Origin of the sequence: Streptomyces sp. NPDC058246, assembly GCF_042881985.1 — a bacterium.
Classification (GTDB): Bacteria; Actinomycetota; Actinomycetes; order Streptomycetales; family Streptomycetaceae; genus Streptomyces.
The window spans coordinates 134,854-156,755 of record NZ_JBHVWZ010000007.1; the positions used below are offsets into that span (position 1 = coordinate 134,854).

General features: G+C 71.0%; 17 protein-coding genes. 7 read left to right on the top strand and 10 right to left on the bottom strand.

What is annotated here, in order from left to right; genetic code table 11:
- Positions 1-53: 53 nt before the first annotated feature.
- Positions 54-1,640, top strand: coding sequence for a Na+/H+ antiporter (locus tag ACFVXA_RS13130; protein WP_362031312.1), 1,587 nt, complete (start codon positions 54-56; stop codon positions 1,638-1,640).
- A 257-nt stretch (positions 1,641-1,897) separates the two neighbouring features.
- Here ACFVXA_RS13130 and ACFVXA_RS13135 read toward each other — a convergent pair whose 3' ends face one another.
- Positions 1,898-3,043: a mechanosensitive ion channel domain-containing protein gene (locus ACFVXA_RS13135; RefSeq protein WP_362031314.1), complete on the bottom strand. Its 1,146-nt coding sequence runs from the start codon at positions 3,041-3,043 to the stop codon at positions 1,898-1,900.
- Between the two features lie 108 nt (positions 3,044-3,151).
- Here ACFVXA_RS13135 and ACFVXA_RS13140 point away from each other — a divergent pair, with 108 nt between their 5' ends.
- Positions 3,152-3,721, top strand: a complete 570-nt coding sequence (locus ACFVXA_RS13140) for a dienelactone hydrolase family protein (protein ID WP_384019342.1) — start codon at positions 3,152-3,154, stop codon at positions 3,719-3,721.
- A gap of 59 nt (positions 3,722-3,780) precedes the next feature.
- Here ACFVXA_RS13140 and ACFVXA_RS13145 read toward each other — a convergent pair whose 3' ends face one another.
- From ACFVXA_RS13145 to ACFVXA_RS13160, 4 genes are all read right to left on the bottom strand, one after another.
- Entirely contained in the window at positions 3,781-5,451 is a 1,671-nt protein-coding gene (locus ACFVXA_RS13145; protein ID WP_383738811.1) for an alkaline phosphatase D family protein, read from the bottom strand.
- 327 nt (positions 5,452-5,778) lie between these two features.
- Entirely contained in the window at positions 5,779-6,627 is an 849-nt protein-coding gene (locus ACFVXA_RS13150) for a thioredoxin domain-containing protein (protein WP_362031320.1), read from the bottom strand.
- 129 nt (positions 6,628-6,756) lie between these two features.
- Positions 6,757-7,443 (bottom strand): hypothetical protein, encoded by a 687-nt coding sequence (locus tag ACFVXA_RS13155; protein WP_390024989.1) that lies wholly within the window; start codon positions 7,441-7,443, stop codon positions 6,757-6,759.
- Between the two features lie 113 nt (positions 7,444-7,556).
- Positions 7,557-8,885: a DUF2252 domain-containing protein gene (locus tag ACFVXA_RS13160; protein ID WP_362034247.1), complete on the bottom strand. Its 1,329-nt coding sequence runs from the start codon at positions 8,883-8,885 to the stop codon at positions 7,557-7,559.
- Positions 8,886-9,264: 379 nt separating this feature from the next.
- Between ACFVXA_RS13160 and dnaE the strand changes: the two genes are divergently transcribed.
- Complete coding sequence (dnaE, locus tag ACFVXA_RS13165; protein ID WP_390024991.1) at positions 9,265-12,804, top strand: DNA polymerase III subunit alpha; 3,540 nt, start codon at positions 9,265-9,267, stop codon at positions 12,802-12,804.
- Positions 12,805-13,017: 213 nt separating this feature from the next.
- Here dnaE and ACFVXA_RS13170 read toward each other — a convergent pair whose 3' ends face one another.
- Positions 13,018-13,197, bottom strand: coding sequence for a hypothetical protein (locus tag ACFVXA_RS13170; protein ID WP_362034253.1), 180 nt, complete (start codon positions 13,195-13,197; stop codon positions 13,018-13,020).
- Between the two features lie 224 nt (positions 13,198-13,421).
- Between ACFVXA_RS13170 and ACFVXA_RS13175 the strand changes: the two genes are divergently transcribed.
- From ACFVXA_RS13175 to ACFVXA_RS13190, 4 genes are all read left to right on the top strand, one after another.
- On the top strand, positions 13,422-14,639 hold the full coding sequence (locus tag ACFVXA_RS13175) for an NYN domain-containing protein (RefSeq protein WP_362034256.1): 1,218 nt from the start codon (positions 13,422-13,424) through the stop codon (positions 14,637-14,639).
- Between the two features lie 74 nt (positions 14,640-14,713).
- A complete protein-coding gene (locus ACFVXA_RS13180; RefSeq protein WP_390024993.1) occupies positions 14,714-15,736 on the top strand; it encodes an ABC transporter ATP-binding protein in 1,023 nt (340 codons plus the stop codon).
- Between the two features lie 118 nt (positions 15,737-15,854).
- Positions 15,855-16,676, top strand: a complete 822-nt coding sequence (locus tag ACFVXA_RS13185) for an ABC transporter permease (protein ID WP_362034263.1) — start codon at positions 15,855-15,857, stop codon at positions 16,674-16,676.
- Positions 16,677-16,710: 34 nt separating this feature from the next.
- Positions 16,711-17,379 carry an AAA family ATPase gene (locus tag ACFVXA_RS13190; protein ID WP_383738800.1) on the top strand — a complete coding sequence of 223 codons (669 nt, stop codon included), beginning with the start codon at positions 16,711-16,713 and terminating at the stop codon, positions 17,377-17,379.
- A 242-nt stretch (positions 17,380-17,621) separates the two neighbouring features.
- Here ACFVXA_RS13190 and ybaK read toward each other — a convergent pair whose 3' ends face one another.
- The 4 genes from ybaK to ACFVXA_RS13210 all read right to left on the bottom strand — a co-directional run bounded on the left by ybaK (position 17,622) and on the right by ACFVXA_RS13210 (position 21,822).
- Positions 17,622-18,125 (bottom strand): Cys-tRNA(Pro) deacylase, encoded by a 504-nt coding sequence (gene ybaK, locus ACFVXA_RS13195; RefSeq protein ID WP_362031705.1) that lies wholly within the window; start codon positions 18,123-18,125, stop codon positions 17,622-17,624.
- Positions 18,126-18,139: 14 nt separating this feature from the next.
- Positions 18,140-18,880: an LON peptidase substrate-binding domain-containing protein gene (locus ACFVXA_RS13200; protein WP_362031707.1), complete on the bottom strand. Its 741-nt coding sequence runs from the start codon at positions 18,878-18,880 to the stop codon at positions 18,140-18,142.
- Positions 18,881-18,891: 11 nt separating this feature from the next.
- Positions 18,892-19,932, bottom strand: a complete 1,041-nt coding sequence (locus ACFVXA_RS13205; protein ID WP_362031708.1) for a hypothetical protein — start codon at positions 19,930-19,932, stop codon at positions 18,892-18,894.
- 309 nt (positions 19,933-20,241) lie between these two features.
- Positions 20,242-21,822: an oxidoreductase gene (locus ACFVXA_RS13210; RefSeq protein ID WP_389512148.1), complete on the bottom strand. Its 1,581-nt coding sequence runs from the start codon at positions 21,820-21,822 to the stop codon at positions 20,242-20,244.
- Positions 21,823-21,902: the final 80 nt, after the last annotated feature.

Below are 21,902 nucleotides of genomic sequence, written 5' to 3' on the forward strand. Positions count from 1 at the left end.
CGCTTGAGGTCTGGCTCGTCCTTGATCGCCTAGACCTCGCCGGAGCGCTGACCGTGGATCAGTTGGCCCTGTTGTTCATGCTGTTGCTCGGGGCCGTGGTGAGCGTCCCGGTGGGGAACCGCTTGGGGTTGCCCGCGCCCGTGCTGATGACCCTCCTGGGGATCGTGCTGGCGGTGCTGGACTTCGTCCCGAACGTGGACATCCCGCCGGACTTCATCCTGCCCGCGCTGCTGCCGCCGCTGCTGTACGCCTCGGTGCGGCGCACGTCGTGGAGACAGTTCGCCGCCAACAAGCGGCCGATCTTCCTGCTGGCCGTGGCGCTCGTCTTCGTCACCACCGCCGCCGTGGCCGTCGTCGCCAACACCATCGTGCCGGGGCTGCCGGTCGCCGCCGCCGTCGCGCTGGGCGCGCTCGTCGCGCCGCCCGACCCGGTCGCCGCGACCGCCGTCGCCGGGCAGCTCGGACTGCCGCGGCGGCTGGTGTCGATCCTGGAGGGGGAGGGCCTCTTCAACGACGTGACGGCCATCGTGCTGTACCACGTGGCGATCGCCGCCGCCGTGAGCGGGACCTTCTCACCCTGGCGCGCGGGACTCGACCTCGTGCTGTCGGCCGTCGTCGCGGTCGCCGTCGGGCTGGGGCTCGGCTGGGCCGCGAACAAGCTGATGGACCTCCTCGGCGATGCCACGCTGCAGATCGGGCTGACGCTGCTCGCGCCGTACGCCTCGTACGTGCTGGCCGAGGAGTTGCACGGCTCCGGTGTACTCGCCGTGCTGACCACCGCGCTGTTCCTGGCGGAGTACGCCACCGACGCCGACGACGTCCTGACCCGGCTCGCCGGGTCGACCGTCTGGGACGTGGTGGACACGCTCGTCACCGGAGTCGCCTTCGGGCTCATCGGGCTCGAACTGCACAACGCCATCCGGACGGCGTCCGGGCGCTGGGGCGAGATGCTGGGCTGGGCCGCCGCGATCGTCGCCGTCGTCGTACTGGTACGGCTGATGTGGCTGATGCCGGCGACCTGGCTGACGAAACGGCTGCACGCCAAGCGGGACTACGACGAGGAGATCCCGACCTCGTGGCGGGAGACCGTCGTGATGTGGTGGGCCGGGATGCGGGGCGTGGCCTCGGTGGCGCTGGCGCTGGCGATCCCGCTGAAGATGGACGACGGGTCGCCGTTCCCGGACCGGGACGAGATCGTGTTCATCGCCTTCGGGGTGATCATGGCGACGCTCGTGCTGCAGGGACTCACCCTGCCATGGCTGGTCAGGAAGCTCGGGGTGCGGGCCGACATCGACAGCGAGAAGGCCTTCGAGAAGGAGCTCGCGGTGCGGGCCGCGAAGGCCGCGAAGCGGCGGCTGCGGGAGATCGAGGAAGTGGAGGAGCTGTCGGAGGAGGCGTCCGAGCAACTGCTGCGGCGGGCCTTCGACATCGGGGTGCGGATCAGTCCCGACCTGGGGGACGAGGAGCGGCGCGAGGCGTACGAGCAGCGGGCTCGCCGGATGAAGCGGATGCGGCGGATCCAGGGGGAGATGATGAGCGCGGCACGGCACGAGGTGCTGTCCGCGCGGAGTGAACCGGGGGCGGATCCGGAGATCGTGGACCGGGTGCTGCGCCATCTCGACGTGCGCAGCCTCCGCTGACGAGTCTCTCCCGACCGACTTCCCTCCCCGACCGACTTCTCTCCCACCCGCGCGCGGCGTGCTTCTGGTGGGCGGACAAGTCCGGCCCTCCCGGTGGGGGGTTCCCGCCGTCGGCACCTGGCCGTACGGCGGCTGCTGACCGTATCCGGGGGCGCGGTCGGCGCCTGCTGACGGTTGCCCGTCCGTGGGATCGCACCCCCCTCCGGCGCCCCCGGGCGCCGGACAGGAGCCCGGGGACGACACCCGTTCACGGGTGATCAGCCGCGGCCCGGGCCCGTCCGAGGTGGCTCCGGAGCGGGGCTGCCGTAGTCAGGGCGGGCCGCCGCTCCGTCCGCCCCGTCCCATGCGGCGCGCCGTGCCTGGCCCGGTGGCAGGGCCGCGTCCGCCGTGTTCACGCGGGGGAGCGCGTAGGGGTGCGCCTCGGTCAGCCAGCGGATCAGCTGCTCGCGGACCGTGACCCGTACCGTCCAGATGTCGTCCGCGTCCTTCGCGGTGACCAGGGCGCGTACCTGCATGGTGTTGGGCGTCGAATCCGTGACCGCCAGTCCGTAGTCGCGGCCGTCCCAGGCCGGGCACTCGCGCAGGATGTCCCGCAGCTTCTCGCGTATCGCCTCCACGGGGGCGGAGTGGTCGACGTGGAAGAAGACGATGCCGGTCATCTGGGGTGTGCCGCGCGACCAGTTCTCGAAGGGCTTGGACGTGAAATACGACACAGGCATCGTGATCCGCCGTTCGTCCCACGTCCGTACCGTCAGGAACGTCAGGGTGATCTCCTCGACCGTGCCCCACTCGCCGTCCACCACGACGGTGTCGCCGAGACGCACCATGTCGCCGAAGGCGATCTGCAGCCCGGCGAAGAGATTGGCGAGCGTGGACTGGGCGGCGACACCGGCGACGATGCCGAGGATGCCGGCCGAGGCCAGCAGCGAGGCACCGGCGGCACGCATCGCGGGGAAGGTGAGCAGCATCGACGCGACCGCCACCACGGCGACGATCGCGGACACCACCCGCTGGATCAGCGTCACCTGCGTGCGCACCCGGCGGACCCGCGCCGGATCGCGACGGGAGGTCGCGTAACGGGTGTACGAGGTCTCGACGATCGCCGTCGCGATGCGCACCACCAGCCACGCGGCGGACCCGATGAGGATCAGCGTCAGGGTCCTGCCGATGCCGACCCGGTGTTCCACCAGGAGTTTCGCCTGGTCGTACGAGCCTCTGAGCAGGGCCGCGAAGAGCACGAGCTGGAAGGGGACGCGGGCGCGGCGGAGCATGCCCCACAGCGGGGTGGTCTCGTGGTGTTTGTCGTCGGCTCGTCGCATCAATTGGTCGACGGCCCACCCGATGAGGAGCGTGAGCACGACCGAGCCACCGACGACGATCAGCGGGCGCAGTACGTTCTCCATGCCAGAGACCGTAACCGCCCGGGGGCGATGATGAACATGTGATCTCTGGGCGGAAGTGGGTACGGCCGCCGCCCGGTGTTGTCAGTCCCGGCTGGCACCATGGGGCTCATGAACATCATGCTCTTTCACTCGACCTACGGGCTGCGTCCTGCGGTGCGGGCCGCGGCGGACCGGCTGCGCGCCGCGGGACACGAGGTGTGGACACCGGATCTCTTCGAGGGGCGCACCTTCGAGACGGTGGAGGAGGGCATGGCCTTCAACGACGGGATCGGCAAGGAGGAGCTCCTCAGACGTGCTGTGCTGGCCGCCGCGCCCTACTCCGAGCGCGGTCTGGTGTACGCCGGATTCTCGCTCGGCGCCTCCATCGCGCAGACCCTGGCGCTCGGCGACGAGAAGGCCCGTGGGCTGCTGCTCCTGCACGGCACGTCGGACATCGCGGAGAGCGCCTCGGTGGACGAGCTGCCGGTCCAGCTGCATGTCGCCGAGCCCGACGCGTTCGAGACGGACGACTGGCTGAGCGCCTGGTATCTGCAGATGCAGAGAGCCGGAGCCGACGTGGAGATCTACCGGTACGCGGGTGCCGGGCATCTCTACACCGACCCCGACCTCCCCGACTACGACGGTGAGGCGGCCGAGGCCACCTGGAAGGTGGCGCTCGGCTTCCTCGACAGTCTCTAGAGGCCTATGACACGGAGCAGAGGTCTCCGACGGTCTGTGTCGGCGGGGACCTACGAGGTCTACACCGGGTCGTACGTCCGCTCCACCTTCTGCGTGCCGCTGCGCGTGCGGTACGAACGGACCCAGGTCGAGGTCGCGTTCGGGTTCGTACGGTCGGAGAGCACGTAGTAGTCCATCTGCGCGCGGTCGGCGGTGATGTCCAGGACGCCGTAGCCGTGGCGGTCGGTGTCGACCCAGTGGACGTGCCGGTTGGCCGTGCGGATGATCGGCGCGGCCACGGCGGAGACGCTGCCCTCCGCGACCTTGACGATGTCGTCGAGGTTGTCGGAGGTCACCGAGGTGACCACGAACTCGGTGGCGGCGGAGGCCGACAGCGGGTACGTACCGGCGTCGACGGGCACGTCGTTGGCCCAGGCCATGTGGATGTCGCCGGTCAGGAAGACCGTGTCGCGGATGGCGTTGGAGCGCAGGTGCGCGAGCAGTTCGCGGCGGTCGTCCGTGTAGCCGTCCCACTGGTCGGTGTTGAGGGCGATGCCCTCCTGCGGCAGTCCGAGCAGCTTGGCGAGGGGCTTGAGCAGATCGGCGGGGAGCGAGCCCACCGAGAACGGCGAGATCATCACCGAGTTGCCGACCAGCCGCCAGCGGGTGTCGGAGGACTTGAGCCCGGCCTTCAGCCAGTCCAGCTGGGCGCGGCCGGTGATCGTACGGTCCGGGTCGTCGACGGAGCCGCTGCCGGTGGACGTCTGCTGCGAGCGGAAGGACCGCAGGTCGAGCAGGGAGAGGTCGGCGAGCTTGCCGAAGCGCAGCCGGCGGTAGGTGGTGCCCGCGATCGCCGGGCGGACCGGCATCCACTCGAAGTAGGCCTGCTTCGCGGCGGTCTGGCGGGCCGTCCAGGTGCCCTCGGCGCCCTCGGTGTGGTTGACCGCGCCGCCCGACCAGGCGTTGTCGGCGAACTCGTGGTCGTCCCAGATCGCGACGACAGGGGCTTTGTGGTGCAGGGCCTGCAGATCCGGGTCGGTCTTGTAACGGCCGTGCCGGGTGCGGTAGTCGGCGAGGGTGAGGATCTCGTTGGCAGGGGCGTGCGGCCGTACGACCGTGCCACGCGCCGCGTACTCGCCGGACTTGTACTCGTAGATGTAGTCGCCCAGGTGCAGCCAGGCGTCCAGGTCGCCGCGCGCGGCAAGGTGGCGGTACGACGAGAAGTAGCCCGCCTCCCAGTTGGCGCAGGAGACCACGCCGAAGCGCAGACCGCTGACGGCGGCGTCGGCGGCCGGGGCGGTGCGGGTGCGGGCGACGGGTGAGTCGGTGCCCCCGGCGGAGAAGCGGAACCAGTAGTCGGTGGCCGGTTCCAGGCCGCGGATGTCCGCCTTGACGGTGTGGTCGGTGGCGGCCGACGCGGTGGTGGACCCCTTGGCGACGACCGTGCCGAACGACTTGTCCTTGGCGACGGTCCAGCTCACCTCGGTGTCCGGGCCGAGCCCGGAGCCGGGTATCGCCTCGGAGGTGGGCGTCACACGGGTCCACAGCAGAATGCCGTCGGGCAGCGGATCGCCGGAGGCGACGCCGTGCAGGAAGGCCGGTGTCCCGGTGGCGGCACGGGCGGGCAGCGCGGCCGCGAGCGGGGCGGCGAGGACGGCGGTGGCGGCCGCGGCCTTGACGACCGTACGGCGGCGCGGGGCGCGGGAGTTGACGGCGCCCGAGGAGTCGGATGATCTGAAGCGACTGGTCACGAGCGATCAGGTTACCGATCGGTACAAGCCAAGAGCGGGCGAACTGGCAAAAGTTCGCCCGCTCTTCGAGAGCTGGTCGCCCAACGCGCGCGTCAGCGCGGGCCGGTATCCCGAATCCGGCCGGGCCGGGGTGGCTCGGGCCGGGTCTCGGCCCCCGGTGCCGAGGGCCCCAAGGCCGGGTCTTGGCCGCGGTGCCGGTGGCCGAGGCCGGATCGTGAACCGCGGTGGCGGAGGCCGAGGGCCGTGGCCGCGATGGCGAGGGCCAAGTCCGGGTCCTGGCCGCGGCGCCGGTCGCTCAGGCCGGGTCTCGGCCCCCGTGCCGGTGGCTCAGGCCTTGAGTGCCGCGTCGATCGCCGTGGTGAACTCGTCGACGGTCATGGGCGCGCTCTTGCCGTCGGAGCCGGTGAGCTTCTTGCCGTCCATCACCAGGCTCGGCGTGCCGCTGACGCCGTCCTTGTTCGTGTTGAACGTCTCGGACATGGCCAGCGCCCAGGCGTCGTACTTGCCGTCCTTGACGGCGTTCTGGAACGCGGTGTTGTTCTTGAGCGCGCCGACCGTGTTCGCCACCTCGATCAGGTAGTCGTCGCTCTTGAACTTGTCGTCCGTCTCGTCGGGGTGGTACTTCGCCGAGTAGAGCGCGGTCTTGTACTCCAGGAAGGCTTCCGGGCTCACGTTCAGCGCGGCGCCCAGGGCGCTCATCGCGTTCTTCGAGCCCTCGCCGCGCGAGCCGATCTGGATCTTGCCGCTCTTGTCGGAGTCGCCGTCGAGGAACGTGCCGCCGACGAACTGGATCTTGAACTGGCCGGCGTCGAAGTCCTTCTTCACCGTCGAGCCGACGGTCTGCTCGAACTGCGCGCAGACCGGGCAGCGCGGGTCCTCGTACAGCTTCAGGGTCTTCTTCGCGGTGCTCTTGCCGAGCACGACGGTCGTTCCGTTCGTGCCCGTGGTGTTGGCCGGCGCGACGACCTTGTCGTCCTTCGCGGTCTCCCAGTAGCTGGGCTTGTTGTTCTGCACGACGGCGTAGCCGATGCCGCCGGCTATCGCGAGGACCGCGACGAGGGAGCCGGCCACGATGGCCTGGCGCCTGACCTTGTCGCGCTTGGCCTGGCGCTCGCGCTCCTCGCGCAGCCGCTCCCGTGCCGCCGTCTTCGCCGCCTTGCTGTTCCGCTGGCTCATAGTGGTGATCTCCATGTGGGACGCGCACATGTCGTACGCGAATACGTGTGGGGGACTGCTGGTGCTCAGCCGCTGTCGCCGAGACGGCCGCCGCCGCTGGGCCGCAGGCCGTCGCTCAAGCGGACTCGCTCACGCGACAGCGACGAAGCACGGCGGTCCTCGCCGTCCCAGGGAGTGCACGAACAGGCGCGTGCGGGCGCCGGCCGTCCGGCGCGCGGTGCGCGGCAGCCGGCGGACCGGAGCGAGCCGTACGGTCACCGTGGCGACCGCGATCAGCAGCGGCCGGAAGGTGGCCGCGGTCACCGCGCGCAGCAGCTGGTCCAGGGCGCGCTCGCCGCGGTGCAGCCAGGCCGCCGCCAGCAGCCCGACGCCGACGTGCGCGCCGAGCAGCAGCCAGGCGGCGGCCGGGTCGGCGTGCGCGAGCAGGGCCGCCGCGCGGTCGGTGCCGCCGCCGGTGACGTGGGCCAGCGGGTTGCCCACGGTGCCGCCGCCGCACAGTACGTCGAAGCCGACCGAGCGCAGCGGGCCCGCGACCGGGCCGCCGGCCCTGCCGTAACAGACGTGCTGCCCCGTGGTGAACACGGTGTCGGCGGCCAGCTCCAGCGGGATCAGCAGGGCCGCGATCGGCCCGAAGCCGCGCCGGCGGCCCGCCAGCGCGTATGCGACGACGAAGACGGCGCCGGTGATCGCGGCCACGGTGGTCAGTGCCAGCGGGACCCGGGACAGCAGCACGTGCGACGCCGTCGAGAGCGTCACGACGACGGCCGTGAACAGAGCCGCGCGAAGGGCTCTGAGCGGGGTCCCGGATATGTCCATAGCGCTGGAGAGTCTCCCACGGGCTCCCGTAAGCACCCCCTAAAGGGTTCCTATGCGTTACGGGAGCGTTGTGAGACCGCCGTCCGAGGGCTGCCGAAGGGCTGCCCTCGGGGCTACAGGCCCGGAATCCGGCCGTTGCGGAACAGGTCCACGAAGATCTGGTGGTCGCCGCGCGCGCGTGCGCCGTAGCTGTGCGCGAAGTCCACCAGGAGGCCCGCGAAGCCGTCCTCGTCGGCCGCGATCGCCGCGTCGATGGCCCGCTCCGTGGAGAACGGCACCAGCTCCGAGTGGCCGCTCTCGTCGTCCGCCGCCGCGTGCATCGTGGCCGTGGCCCGGCCGAGGTCGGCGACGACCGAGGCGATCTCCTCGGGGTCGTCGATGTCGCCCCAGTCCAGGTCCACCGCGTACGGCGACACCTCGGCGACCAGCTGGCCCGCGCCGTCCAGCTCGGTCCAGCCGAGCCACGGGTCGGCGTGCGCCTGGAGGGCGCGCTGGGAGATCACCGTGCGGTGGCCCTCGTGCTGGAAGTAGTCGCGGATGGAGGGGTCCGTGATGTGCCGGGAGACGGCCGGCGTCTGGGCCTGCTTGATGTAGATCACCACATCGTTCTCCAGGGCGTCGCTGTTGCCCTCCAGAAGGATGTTGTACGACGGCAGGCCGGCCGAGCCGATGCCGATGCCGCGGCGGCCGACGACGTCCTTCACCCGGTACGAGTCCGGGCGGGTCAGGGAGGACTCCGGGAGGGTCTCCAGGTAGCCGTCGAAGGCGGCGAGCACCTTGTAGCGGGTGGCCGCGTCGAGCTCGATGGAGCCGCCGCCGGGGGCGAAGCGGCGCTCGAAGTCGCGGATCTCGGTCATCGAGTCGAGCAGTCCGAAGCGGGTCAGCGAGCGGGCGTCGCGCAGCGCGTCCAGGAGCGGGCCCTCGGCGGTGTCCAGCGTGAAGGGCGGGACCTCGTCGCTCTTGGCGCCGGTGGCCAGGGCGTGGATGCGCTCGCGGTAGGCCGCCGCGTACACCTTGACCAGCTCGGTGATCTGGTCGTCGCTGAGCGCCTTCGCGTACCCGATGAGCGCCACGGAGGCGGCGAAGCGCTTGAGGTCCCAGGTGAAGGGGCCGACGTACGCCTCGTCGAAGTCGTTCACATTGAAGATCAGGCGGCCCTGGGCGTCCATGTACGTGCCGAAATTCTCGGCGTGCAGGTCGCCGTGGATCCAGACCCGGGAGGTCCGCTCGTCCAGGTACGGTCCGCCGCGCTTCTCCTGGTCCACGTCGTGGTAGAAGAGGCCCGCCGTGCCCCGGTAGAACGCGAAGGCGGAGGCCGCCATCTTGCGGAACTTCACGCGGAACGCGGCCGGGTCGGCGGCCAGGAGCTCGCCGAAGGCGGTGTCGAAGACGGCGAGGATCTGCTCGCCGCGTTGCTCGGCGCTGAGCTGCGGGACCGACATCGCTGGGTGCCTCCTGGTGCAGGTGGTGCATGACTGTGGGACGGGCGCGCCGCCCCCTGGGACAGGTGGTCCGTCCACTTCCAACGGACGAAAGTGAGCGTGAGTGCCCGGATTCCGTTGACGAACGTACGCCCTGGGAGTCCACGAAGGTACGCCCGGGGAGTCCACGAAGGTACGCCCCGGGAGTGCACGAAGATACGCCCCGGGTCGTCGGAGGTACGCCCTGGAAGTGGGGGACGTACGCCCTGGGATCCGAGTACCCCGGATGAAGGTACGTGTGATCCTCCGCGGAGTGTCAGTCCCGCGTCATAGACTTCGACGCTGTCCCCCCAGACTGTCCGCAGCCTGTCGACGATTGTTCTTCTTGGAGGCCGAAGCCGTGTCAAAGCCGCCGTTCACGCACCTGCACGTCCACACCCAGTACTCGCTGCTGGACGGTGCCGCGCGGCTCAAGGACATGTTCAATGCCTGCAATGAGATGGGCATGACGCACATCGCGATGAGCGACCACGGCAACCTCCACGGGGCGTACGACTTCTTCCACACGGCCAAGAAGGCGGGCGTCACGCCGATCATCGGCATCGAGGCGTACGTCGCCCCGGAGTCCCGGCGCAACAAGCGCAAGATCCAGTGGGGCCAGCCGCACCAGAAGCGCGACGACGTGTCCGGTTCGGGTGGTTACACGCACAAGACGATCTGGGCGGCGAACAGGACCGGCCTGCACAACCTCTTCCGGCTCTCCTCGGACGCGTACGCCGAGGGCTGGCTGCAGAAGTGGCCGCGGATGGACAAGGAGACCATCTCCCAGTGGTCCGAGGGGCTCATCGCCTCCACCGGCTGTCCCTCCGGCGAGCTCCAGACCCGGCTGCGCCTCGGCCAGTTCGACGAGGCCCTGAAGGCGGCCGCCGAGTACCAGGACATCTTCGGCAAGGACCGGTACTTCCTCGAGCTGATGGACCACGGCATCGAGATCGAGCGCCGGGTCCGCGACGGCCTCCTGGACATCGGCAAGAAGCTCGGCATCCCGCCCCTGGTGACGAACGACTCGCACTACACGTACGCGCACGAGGCGACCGCCCACGACGCCCTGCTGTGCATCCAGACCGGCAAGAACCTCTCCGACCCCGACCGCTTCCGCTTCGACGGCACGGGCTACTACCTGAAGTCCACGGACGAGATGTACGCCGTCGACTCCTCGGACGCCTGGCAGGAGGGCTGCGCCAACACCCTCCTGGTCGCCGAGCAGATCGACACCTCCGGCATGTTCGAGGCGAAGAACCTCATGCCGAAGTTCGACATCCCCGACGGCTTCACCGAGGTCACCTGGTTCCAGGAGGAGGTCCGCCGCGGCATGGAGCGCCGCTTCCCCGGCGGCATCCCCGACGACCGCCAGAAGCAGGCCGAGTACGAGATGGACGTCATCATCCAGATGGGGTTCCCGGGCTACTTCCTCGTCGTCGCCGACTTCATCATGTGGGCCAAGAAGCAGGGCATCGCCGTGGGCCCTGGCCGTGGCTCGGCGGCCGGTTCGATCGTCGCGTACGCCATGGGCATCACCGACCTCGACCCGATCCCGCACGGTCTGATCTTCGAGCGGTTCCTGAACCCCGAGCGCGTCTCCATGCCCGACGTCGACATCGACTTCGACGAGCGTCGGCGCGTCGAGGTGATCAGGTACGTGACCGAGAAATACGGCGCCGACAAGGTCGCCATGATCGGCACCTACGGAAAGATCAAGGCGAAGAACGCGATCAAGGACTCCGCGCGCGTCCTCGGCTACCCGTACGCGATGGGTGACCGCCTCACCAAGGCGATGCCCGCCGACGTCCTCGGCAAGGGCATCGACCTCAGCGGCATCACCGACCCCTCGCACCCGCGCTACAGCGAGGCCGGCGAGATCCGGGCGATGTACGAGAACGAGCCGGACGTGAAGAAGGTCATCGACACCGCCAAGGGCGTCGAGGGCCTGGTCCGGCAGATGGGTGTGCACGCCGCCGGCGTCATCATGTCCAGCGAGCCCATCGTCGACCACGCCCCGGTCTGGGTACGGCACACGGACGGCGTGACCATCACGCAGTGGGACTACCCGCAGTGCGAGTCGCTCGGCCTGCTGAAGATGGACTTCCTCGGCCTGCGCAACCTGACGATCATGGACGACGCCGTCAAGATGGTGAAGTCCAACAAGGGCGTCGACCTCGACCTGCTGGCCCTCCCGCTCGACGACCCGAAGACCTTCGAACTCCTCCAGCGCGGTGAGACCCTCGGCGTCTTCCAGTTCGACGGCGGCCCCATGCGCTCGCTGCTGCGCCTGATGAAGCCCGACAACTTCGAAGACATCTCCGCCGTCTCGGCGCTCTACCGTCCCGGCCCGATGGGCATGGACTCGCACACGAACTACGCGCTCCGCAAGAACGGCCTGCAGGAGATCACGCCGATCCACAAGGAGCTGGAGGAGCCCCTCCAGGAGGTCCTGGCGGTCACCTACGGCCTGATCGTCTACCAGGAGCAGGTCCAGAAGGCCGCCCAGATCATCGCCGGATACTCGCTCGGCGAGGCCGACATCCTGCGCCGCGTGATGGGCAAGAAGAAGCCCGACGAGCTGGCGAAGAACTTCGTCCTCTTCCAGGAGGGCGCCCAGAAGAAGGGCTACAGCGACGAGGCGATCCAGGCCCTGTGGGACGTGCTGGTCCCCTTCGCCGGCTACGCCTTCAACAAGGCCCACTCGGCCGCGTACGGACTGGTCTCCTACTGGACCGCCTATCTGAAGGCGAACTACCCGGCCGAGTACATGGCCGGTCTGCTCACCTCGGTCAAGGACGACAAGGACAAGTCCGCGATCTATCTGAACGAGTGCCGGCGCATGGGCATCAAGGTGCTGCCGCCCAACGTCAACGAGTCGGAGCAGAACTTCGCCGCGCAGGGCGACGACGTGATCCTCTTCGGCCTCTCGGCCGTCCGTAACGTCGGCACGAACGTCGTCGAGTCGATCATCAAGAGCCGCAAGGCCAAGGGAAAGTACGCCTCCTTCCCCGACTATCTCGACAAGGTCGAGGCGGTCGCCTGCAACAAGCGCACCACGGAATCGCTGATCAAGGCGGGCGCGTTCGACACGATGGGGCACACGCGCAAGGGCCTCACCGCGCAGTTCGAGCCCATGATCGACAACGTGGTGCAGGTCAAGCGCAAGGAGGCCGAGGGACAGTTCGACCTCTTCGGCGGCATGGGCGAGGAGGAGACCAGCGAGCCGGGCTTCGGCCTCGACGTGGAGTTCACCACCGACGAGTGGGACAAGGCCTATCTGCTCGCCCAGGAGCGGGAGATGCTCGGTCTCTACGTCTCCGACCACCCGCTCTTCGGCCTGGAGCACGTCCTGTCCGACAAGGCGGACGCGGGCATCTCCCAGCTCACCGGGGGTGAGCACGCGGACGGCGCGGTCGTGACCATCGGCGGCATCATCTCCGGCCTGCAGCGCAAGATGACCAAGCAGGGCAACGCCTGGGCGATCGCCACCGTGGAGGACCTCGCGGGCTCTATCGAGTGCATGTTCTTCCCTGCGACCTACCAGCTGGTGTCGACCCAACTCGTCGAGGACGCGGTCGTCTTCGTCAAGGGCCGCCTCGACAAGCGCGAGGACGTGCCGCGCCTGGTCGCGATGGAGCTCCAGGTCCCCGACCTGTCGAACGCGGGCACCAACGCACCCGTGATCCTCACCATCCCGGCGGTCAAGGTCACCCCGCCCATGGTCAGCCGCCTCGGCGAGATCCTCAGCCACCACAAGGGCGAGAGCGAGGTCCGCATCAAGCTCCAGGGCCCGCGCAAGACGACCGTGCTGCGGCTCGACCGGCACCGGGTGAAGCCGGATCCGGCGCTCTTCGGCGACTTGAAGGTGCTGCTCGGACCGTCCTGCCTGGCCGGCTGACACCCGCGCCGCTCGGACCGTCCAGCCGTCCAGCCGGGCCGGCTGACACACGGGCGCCACGCGGACCGTGCCGCCCGGCCGGCCGGCACACCGCAATGCATGGACGCGAGGGGCGCATCCGCATCCGGATGCGCCCCTCGGTGTGTGTCTGGGCTCTCACAGCCCCGTGGGGCCTCAGCCCGGCGGCGCTTTCAACAGCCCGTGCGCGTGGCCTCAGTTGTGGCCGAAGCGCTTCTGCTGCTTACGGGCAACATCCGCGGGGCTGCCCTGAGCGTGCGACAGCGGCGACTGCTGAGCCTCCGCCGAGGACCGCTGCGCGTGCTCGTGGGCCTGCTCGGCCTGCGAGGCGCGGTTCTGCTGGCTGCCCTGCTTGCGGTTCTTGTTCTTGGCCATGGTGATCTGCCTCCTGAGGGGGATCTAGGGGCCAGGGCCGCGTTCAGACTCACATAGGCTGAGAAGCGTCGCATTTCGGAGAATTACCGTGCGTAATAAGCCCTGTCGAAGCGTGATCTTCTGATCCGCCACGCCGAAGATCGAGTTCCGGCCGTTAACCTCCGCACGGTCGGGCAGACTCGAAGGAAGCCCGAAGCAAACCTCCCGGAAAGAGGGTGGATCGCGTGGACCGCTGCATCGTCCTGGTGGACGCCGGGTATCTGCTCGGGGCTGCTGCCAGTCTCCTCGCCGGGGAGCCTTCGCGATCCCGGATCACCGTCGACCACGCCGCCCTCATCCAGGGCCTGCGCGAGCGCGCCGAGTCCGACACGGAGCGGCCCCTGTTGCGCATCTACTGGTTCGACGGTGCCCCCGACCGCGTACCGCAGCCGGAGCACCGCAGGCTGCGCGTGATGCCGCGAGTGACGGTGCGTCTCGGCGCGCTGACCCGCAGCGACGGACGGTGGGCGCAGAAGGGCGTCGACGCCGCCATGCACGCCGAGCTGACCGAGCTGGCGCGCAACCGCGCCTGCTCCGACGTGGTCCTGGTGACCGGCGACGGGGATCTGCTGCCGGGCATGATGGCCGCCAAGGAGCACGGCGTCGCCGTACACCTGTGGGCGGTGCAGGCCGCCGACGGCGACTACAACCAGTCCGAGGACCTGGTGGCCGAGGCCGACGAGCGGCGCGTGCTCGACCGGGCCTGGATCACCAAGGCCGTACGCGCCAAGGACCTCGGCGGGATCTGCGCGCCGCAGCCCGTTCCGCGCCCCGAGATCGCCGCGATCCTCTCCGCGCCGCTGCCCGAGTCCGCGCTCACGACGACGTCCGAGCGGTCCGCGCAGGAGACCGAGCACCACTCGGCGGCCGAGTCGCGCAACGGCACCGAGGAGCGGGTGCCCGCCCCCAAGGGCGTCCCGACCCCCAAGGACCTCGCCGCGCTGCGCGGACCCGGCACCCAGCCCGCCCAGCACCCCGCGAGCGCGACGCTGCGCTGGTCCTCGGACAAGGGCTGGATCGAGCGGCCCGGGGGCGCCACGGAGTCCGCGGAGGCCGCAGCGCTGCCCACCCTCGCCCAGCTCACCTCCGCCGAGCAGCGCTGGGCGGACCGCGAGGAGGACATCACCACGGTCGGCGGGGATCCGTACGAGGTGGGCCAGGTCTTCGCGCGCCGCTGGATGGAGCGCCTCCCCGACCAGAGCCATGTGCAGAAGCTGTCCACGATGTACCCGCGCATTCCGCACCGCGTGGACGGTGAACTGCTCCGCTACGCCGCCCGGTTCGGCCTCCTCGCGCACAAGGACGACCAGATCGACGAGCACGACCGGTACGCGATCCGCGCGGGCTTCTGGCGCGAGATCGACGTGCGTACGGCGGCGGAGCACGCCCCCGCGGGGGACTGAGCCGAAGGGCCGCCCGGGGTCGGCCACGGCCCCGGGCGCATAACGGGGCATCGGACCCCGTACTCTCGTCCTTCGTGAGTACGCGCACGGCACAGGCAGTCCGGAATGGACACAGGGGCGATGTCGTGTGCGCCGTGCGGGGGCTCACCAAGACCTATCCGGCCGTGCGCGGGCGGCGGGGCACCCCTGCGACGCCCGAGGTACGGGCCACCGACGGGGTACGTCTGGACATCCGCCGCGGCGAGATCTTCGGGCTGCTCGGGCCGAACGGCGCCGGAAAATCCACGCTCGTACGGCAGCTGACCGGGCTCATGCGCCCCGACAGCGGCAGCGTCGACATCCTCGGGCACGACATCGTGCGCCACCCCGAACGGGCGGCGCGGATCCTCGCGTACCTCGGGCAGGAGTCCACCGCCCTCGACGAGCTGACCGTCTCGCTCGCCGCCGAGACGACCGGGCGGCTGCGCGGGCTCGACCTGCGCGCGGCGCGGGCCGAGCGGGACGCCGTCCTCGACGAACTGGGCCTCACCCCGCTCGCCTCCCGTGCCCTGAAGAAGCTGTCCGGCGGGCAGCGGCGGCTGGCCTGTTTCGCCGCCGCGCTCGTCGGGGAGCGGCCGCTGCTCGTCCTCGACGAGCCGACCACCGGCATGGACCCCGTCGCCCGGCGCGCCGTCTGGGCCGCCGTCGACCGCCGCCGGGCCGAGCAGGGCACGACCGTCCTGCTGGTCACGCACAACGTCATCGAGGCCGAGACCGTCCTCGACCGGGTCGCCGTCCTCCACCGGGGCCGCGTCATCGCCTGTGACACCCCGGCCGGGCTGAAGGAGCGGGTGGCCGGCGAGGTCCGGGTCGAACTCGTCTGGCGCGAGAGTGCTCCGCTGGACGTCCCCGAGGTCGCCGCGCTGCGCGCCCGCGCCGTCGAGTCGGGCCGCCGCTGGACCCTGCGACTCGCCCCCGAGGAGGCCCGCGCGGCCGTCGCCACGGTCACCGGGGGCGCCGCCTTCGCCGCCCTCGACGACTTCACGCTGGCCACACCGAGCCTGGAGGACGTGTACCTCGCGCTCGGGGGCGATACGCGGGGGCTGGTGAAGGCGTGAGTGCGTGGGACGCGGAATCCGTACGTAAGGTACGGGGCGTGGTGAGCCTACGGAACCCGGGGGAGGCCGTGGGCGTCGGGGACAGGACGGCTGCCGGAGTGAAGGGGAGCAGCGCGACGTGAGTGTCGTACCCGCTGGAGTTCTGCCGGGCAGCGCGCTGCCCGTGGCGGAGGACGCCGGCGACGCCGCGGAACTGGGACCACGCGCCCGGCTGTGGCCGTCGCTGGCCGCCGTGTACCGCGCGCAGCTCTCCCGTGCGCGCGTCGCGCGGATCCCGCTGCTGTTCGTGGCCACCTTCCAGTCCGTCGGGATCATGATCCTGATGCGCGGTGTGGTGGACGGCGGGGGCGAGGCGCGGGCCGTGGTGGCCGGCTCGTCGGTCCTGGTCGTGGCGTTCGTCGCCCTCAACCTCCTCTCCCAGTACTTCGGGCAGCTGCGCGCCGGCGGCGGGCTCGACCACTACGCGACGCTGCCGGTGCCGCCGGCCGCCGTGGTGCTCGGCGCCGCGGGCGCGTACGCGTCCTTCACCGTGCCCGGGACCATCGCCACCGCCGTCTTCGGCTGCGTGCTCTTCGGGCTGCCGATGGCGCATCTGTGGGTGCTCGCCGCCGTGATCCCGCTCGCGGGCGCTGCCCTCGCCGGACTCGGGGCCGCCTTCGGGCTGCTCGCGCCGCGGCCCGAACTCGCCACGCTGCTCGGGCAGTTGGGGATGTCGGCTGCGCTGCTGCTGGGCGTGCTGCCGGCCGACCGGCTGCCGACGGTCGTGCAGTACGGGCGTGATCTGCTGCCCTCGACGTACGGCGTGGAGGCGTTCGCGCGGAGCTTCGGGGCGCATCCCGACTGGGCCGCCGTCCTCGGTGACCTGGCCGTCTGCGCGGGTGTCGGGGTGGCCTCGCTGGCCCTCGCGACCTGGGCCTACCGCCGGGCAGCCGTCCGGTGACGCGGCTGACAGCCGGGCCTGGCACGATGTCAGGGTGACCGCTCCTCTGACTCCGCCCCCGCCGCCGCACGATCCGTCCCACCAGCATGCCTGGCAGGGCTCGTCCGCTTCCGGGCACGGGGCGCCCGCCGCTCATCCGGCCGCGTACGAAGCCTCCTACGGACAGGACGGCCCCGGAATGAAGACCGAAGTGCGGGAGGCCGCCGTGATCACGGTGGCGGTCGCGGTCGCGGGCGTGCTGTTCGGGGTGCTGTGGTGGTGGCTGGCGCCGCATGTGCCGCTCATAGCGGACGACAGCGCGGTGTATCTGAAGGACACCGAGGGGGAGCAGGCCATCGGGGTCGATGGAACGTTCACTCTGCTGGCGCTGGGGTTCGGCGCGCTGAGTGCGGCGGTCGTGTTTCTCGTGCGGCGGCGTGGGGGTGTGCCGCTGGTGGCCGCGCTGGCGCTCGGCGGGCTGCTCGCGTCGCTGCTCGCGTGGCGGATCGGGGTGTGGCTCGGGCCCACGCAGAACGTGGTCGCTCATGCCAAGGCCGTGGGCAAGGGGGTGACGTTTTCCGCGCCGCTGAAGCTGGGGGCGAAGGGGGCGTTGCTGGCCTGGTCGGTGGCGGGGCTGGTGGTGCACCTTGGGCTCACGGCCCTGTTCGGGCCGCGGGATCCTGACCCTTACCAGAGCCCGTACGCGGCGCCTCCGGCCGGTTAGCCGGGGGTTTTCGCCCCCTCCGCCCCTTCCCGTCCCGTATCTGGGGGCTGCCGCCCCCAGGCCCCCGCTGAAAGATCGCGCAGTTCCCCGCGCCCCTGACGGGGCGTGGGGAACTGCGCGCACGGGCTACGCCGGCCGCCTTCCGTGGTTCGGGCGGCCCTTCCTGGTGCGCCACTTGCGTTTGCGGGTTCTCTTCGACATGTCTCTCGTGCTTAGCCGAGGACGGGGCGGACGTCGAGGGGTCACGCACGGGCGACGGGGGCGCTGACCGCTTCCGTGAGGGCCGCCAGGTCGGCGGGGGCGAGTTCGACCTCCAGGCCGCGGCGCCCGGCCGAGACGCAGATCGTGGCGTGGGCGGAGGCGGAGGCGTCCAGCACGGTGGGGAGCCTCTTGCGCTGGCCGAGGGGGGAGATGCCGCCGCGGACGTAACCCGTCGTACGTTCGGCCGCCGCCGGGTCCGCCATCGCCGCACGCTTCCCGCCCACCGCCGTGGCCAGGGCCTTCAGGTCCAGGGAGCCGGCCACCGGGACCACCGCGACGACCAGGGAGCCGTCCACGTCCGCCACCAGGGTCTTGAAGACCCGCTCCGGCGAGACGCCCATCGCCTCGGCGGCCTCCTCGCCGTACGAGGGGTGCGCGGGGTCGTGCTCGTAGGCGTGGACCGTGTACGGGACGCCCGCCGCGGTCAGGGCCACCGTCGCCGGGGTGCCTCCGGACTGCTGCTGCTTCTTCGACTTCTTCGCCATCGAGGATTCCGGCCTCAGTTCAGACTCGTCGGGCCGCGCGTCAGGTCCGACGCCGGCAACGACGGCAGATTACGGATGATCGCGGTCTCCGTGCGCAGGAGTTTCAGCTCCTCGCGGAGGCGGGAGGCCGTGTCGGGGGCCTGGAGCAGATGCTGCTTCGCCGGGATGTCCAGCATCGCCGCGGCCGCGACGAGGTAGGAGACGACGGCCGGTTCGTCCGGGAGGTCGGCGCCGGTGGAGAGCGAGCGTTCACGGGCGCCCGCCAGGCGCTTCTGGTACTGGCGGAAGGCCCGCAGGACGCCCTCGGCGAGCGCGCCCGCCTCCTCGCCGGGCTCCTCGGGCAGTTCCTCCAGCTCGGCCGTGAGGAACGCGCCGGAGGAGTCCACCGACAGCAGGCGCACCCGCGTGGTCCCCGTCGCCAGCACCTCGAAGCTGCCGTCGGCGCGCTCGCGGATGGTCGCCGCGTCGGCGATGCAGCCCACCTCGTGGAAGGCCTTCGCGGGATCGTCGCCGAAACCCGCCGCCGGCCCGCGCTCGGGCACGGCGGTCTGGTCCGGCATGCCGGGCGCGGTGGGCGCGACCTCGTGGCCGTCGCGGATGGCGACGACGGCGAACCGGCGCGGTTCGTCCTCAGGGGTCTTCAGCAGATCGCGCATCATCGCGCGATAGCGCTCCTCGAACACGTTCAGAGGAAGCACGAGCCCGGGGAAGAGCACCGAGTTCAGGGGGAAGAGCGGGAGCCGGACGGTGGTCACGTCGCGAAAGCCTAATGGTCGCCGGAGCGGGCGCGTCCGTCGTGCCCACTCCCTGGATGCGGATCGGTGTCCGGCCGGCGCAGCGGGAGGCCCGCGGCGACCTCCAGACGGACCCCGTCGCGCAGCTCAAGGAACTGGCCGAGCGGGTCGTCCGAGACCCGGTCCCAGGGGAACGACGTCGCGTACGGACCGATCAGGCGGAGCTGCTCCAGGGCGTCCGTCCAGCGCTCCAGCCGGATCAGGACGTACGTGAGGAGGTTGCGGACCTCCGCGGGCCACGCGTCGGCGGCGGCGTACGTCGCGGACACGGCGATCGCGAGGTCGGCCGCCGCGTCGAGGCGCTCGCGCGGCACCTCCGCGCCACCGCCCTCGGTCAGATGGGCGAAGGCCGCGCGCACCGGCAGCGCCTGCACCAAAGAGCCCGGCAGCGCGTCCTGCGCCGCCCGCTCGGCGAAGTCGAAGCACTCCCGGTGCGAGCCGTACCAGGCGGCCGACAGGTACTGCAGGGCGGCCACATGGCAGCCGTAGTGGTGCGGGGAGCGCCGTACGGCCTCGCCCCACAGCTTCTCGAACTCGGTGTGCCCGGCGTTCGTGCCCCGGGCGTGGTCGAGCGCGATCCGCCACGGCACCGGATCACGCGGATCGCCCTCGGCGGCGGCGCTGATCAACGGGCCGACCTGGCGCAGCAGTTCGAGGCGGGCCGGCGACTCCCAGCCGCGGCGCACCGCGAGCTCGGCCTTGACGAGCAGCGCGTCCGGGTCGTGCGGGGAGGCGTCCTGCCACTCCTGGAGCCACTCGTCGCGGGAGCGCGCGAAAGTCGCGAGGCGCATCGCGTACCGGTCGCGGTTCTCCCACTCGGCGGCCTCGCGGGTGGTGGCGAGCAGCTTGGCGGCGGGGGCGTACTCGCCGCGGCCGGCCGCCACGAGCGCCGGGCCGAGGCGCTGGTCCGGGGCGTCGAGGAGTACCTCGTCGTCGGCGGGCAGTCCGGCGGCGAGGCGCGAAGTGTTCCGTGCCATCCGTGCCGTACGGAGGAACGCGCGCAGCAGAGCCATGGTGGAGACCATTGAAAGCCGCAGGTCGGGGCTGTACCAGAGGCGCGCGGTGAAGCTTTCGTAACCGTCGATTGGTTGTATGCCGGATGGTCAAGGAGGAGTAAAAGGTGACTGTTGTTCAACTGTTCGACCATCGTGCGGGGAGTCGACTCGACCACTGTGGGGGGAGGCGGCTCGGCCACGGGGCGGGGAGGCGGCGGCTCGGCCACGGGCGGGGAGTCGGCTCGGCGACCTGGCGGGGAGGTGGCCGCACGGCCTGGGGCAGCTGCCGCGGCAGCTGCCGAAGCGGCTCCGCGCCCGCCGGCCGCGTCAGCCGCGCCGCAGCAGCCGTGTCGCCCCCGCCGCCACCGTCGTCGCCAGGATCCAGCCGAGGAGGATCACCACGGCGGCCAGCCACTGCCAGCCGCCGCTCAGCCGCCAGAAGCCGACCTGTCCGAGGTCGATGACCGGAAGCAGCAGGTCCAGGGCGAACAGGGAGGCGTTCCACGGCGGATGCTGGTCGGCGTTGACCGGCGGATGGCCGGCGTGCGAGAAGGCGATCGACGTCGCCGCCCACAGCACCGCCATCCACAGCGCGGCCCGCCCGGGCCGGTACCCGTAGGCGACCGTCCAGTCCTGCGCGTACCCCCAGAGCTTGGCGGCGAGCGGCAGGGTCTCGCGGCGGCGGCGCTGCTTGGCGAGCAGCACCTCACGGGCGTCCTCGTCCTCGCCGGAGTTGCGCAGCACGGTCGCGAGGCGCTCGTACGGCTCCGGGTTGTACTCGGCGGTCGACGCCGCGACCCACTCCAGCCGCCGGGCCAGCGGGAACGCGCCCTGCGGCACGAGGTTCTCGTAGCCGAAGCCGCCCATATGGAGGCTGCCGGGCCCCGGCCAGCTGGACGCCCTGTCCACCAGGTTGACGATCCGCGCGCCCGACAGGACCACCTTGCCGCGCTCCGGTCTCTCCCCGAGGAAGCGCAGCTCGGGCGTCTGGACCCGGCGCAGCGACAGCTCCTGGTCGTCGTCGAAGGTGAACCGGGCCCGCTCGAAGTCGACCGCGTCCCCGAACCGCCCGTCGTCGAGCCGGATCCCGCCCTGGCACTCGAAGCGCTGCACCAGCGTGCCGCGCGCCGGGGTCGTGCCGCTGGTCACCATCGGATTGCCGACGCCCGCGGGGGTCAGGTACAGCGTGCGGTTGACGGTGAGCTGGGGGGCGTTCAGGGCGAGGCGCGTGTACGGGTTGCTCAGCTTGCTGCCGCGCAGGCTCAGCGAGACCCCGACGGTGGCACCGCGCAGGCTCAGCTCGCCGTGCGACTCCAGCATCTCGGCCTGGAGGTCCTGCCCGACGGTCATGCCGTCGCAGGTGAGCGAGCGGCCGCGCCGGTCCCGGTAGACCACGGCCTGGTTGAGCAGCAGATCCGTGCCGATGTGCGCGTCGGTCAGCCGCACGCCGTTGTGGAACCGGCAGCGCGGCAGATGCAGATCGCCCTCGGTGTGCAGCCGCGCCGCCTCCAGGCGCGGTACCGAGCAGTCCACCAGGCGGACGGTCTGGAACCGGGCCTCCGGCAGCAGGATCTCCTTCTCGAACCGGCAGCCCTTCATCTCGACGTACGGCGTGATCGTGCCGCCCGCGAGATCGAGCACGTCGGTGATCTGCACGCCGGTCAGCTTCAGGGAGGAGACGCGGCCCTGGAGCGGGGGAGGTCCGTCGAGCAGCAGCCATGCCACGATCCGGGCCCGGACACTGCGCTCGGGCCCCCAGGGATGACCCCCGTGCGGATCGTCGACGGTCGTGTCCCCGCTGCGCAGGTCGTACACGCTGCCATTGCGAAAGGCTTGCCACATCCCGGCCTCGGCGGCGGTCAGTTCGTCCGGCAGGTCCCCACCGCGGATGCCGGCACCCTCGGTCACGGTTCTTCCCTTTCTCCCCAGCTACTCGCGGGTTTCGTACAACCGTCCCATGCCCGCTCAGTGACGGCCCGAACGCTACT

What these genes read in the sequence shown, in the direction of transcription:
- ACFVXA_RS13135 (WP_362031314.1), bottom strand. Translation starts at nt 3,043, where the DNA reads ATGGAGAACGTACTGCGCCCGCTGATCGTCGTCGGTGGCTCGGTCGTG.
- ACFVXA_RS13140 (WP_384019342.1), top strand. Translation starts at nt 3,152, where the DNA reads ATGAACATCATGCTCTTTCACTCGACCTACGGGCTGCGTCCTGCGGTG.
- ACFVXA_RS13150 (WP_362031320.1), bottom strand. Translation starts at nt 6,627, where the DNA reads ATGAGCCAGCGGAACAGCAAGGCGGCGAAGACGGCGGCACGGGAGCGG.
- ACFVXA_RS13155 (WP_390024989.1), bottom strand. Translation starts at nt 7,443, where the DNA reads ATGGACATATCCGGGACCCCGCTCAGAGCCCTTCGCGCGGCTCTGTTC.
- ACFVXA_RS13160 (WP_362034247.1), bottom strand. Translation starts at nt 8,885, where the DNA reads ATGTCGGTCCCGCAGCTCAGCGCCGAGCAACGCGGCGAGCAGATCCTC.
- ACFVXA_RS13170 (WP_362034253.1), bottom strand. Translation starts at nt 13,197, where the DNA reads ATGGCCAAGAACAAGAACCGCAAGCAGGGCAGCCAGCAGAACCGCGCC.
- ybaK (WP_362031705.1), bottom strand. Translation starts at nt 18,125, where the DNA reads ATGGCGAAGAAGTCGAAGAAGCAGCAGCAGTCCGGAGGCACCCCGGCG.
- ACFVXA_RS13205 (WP_362031708.1), bottom strand. Translation starts at nt 19,932, where the DNA reads ATGGCTCTGCTGCGCGCGTTCCTCCGTACGGCACGGATGGCACGGAAC.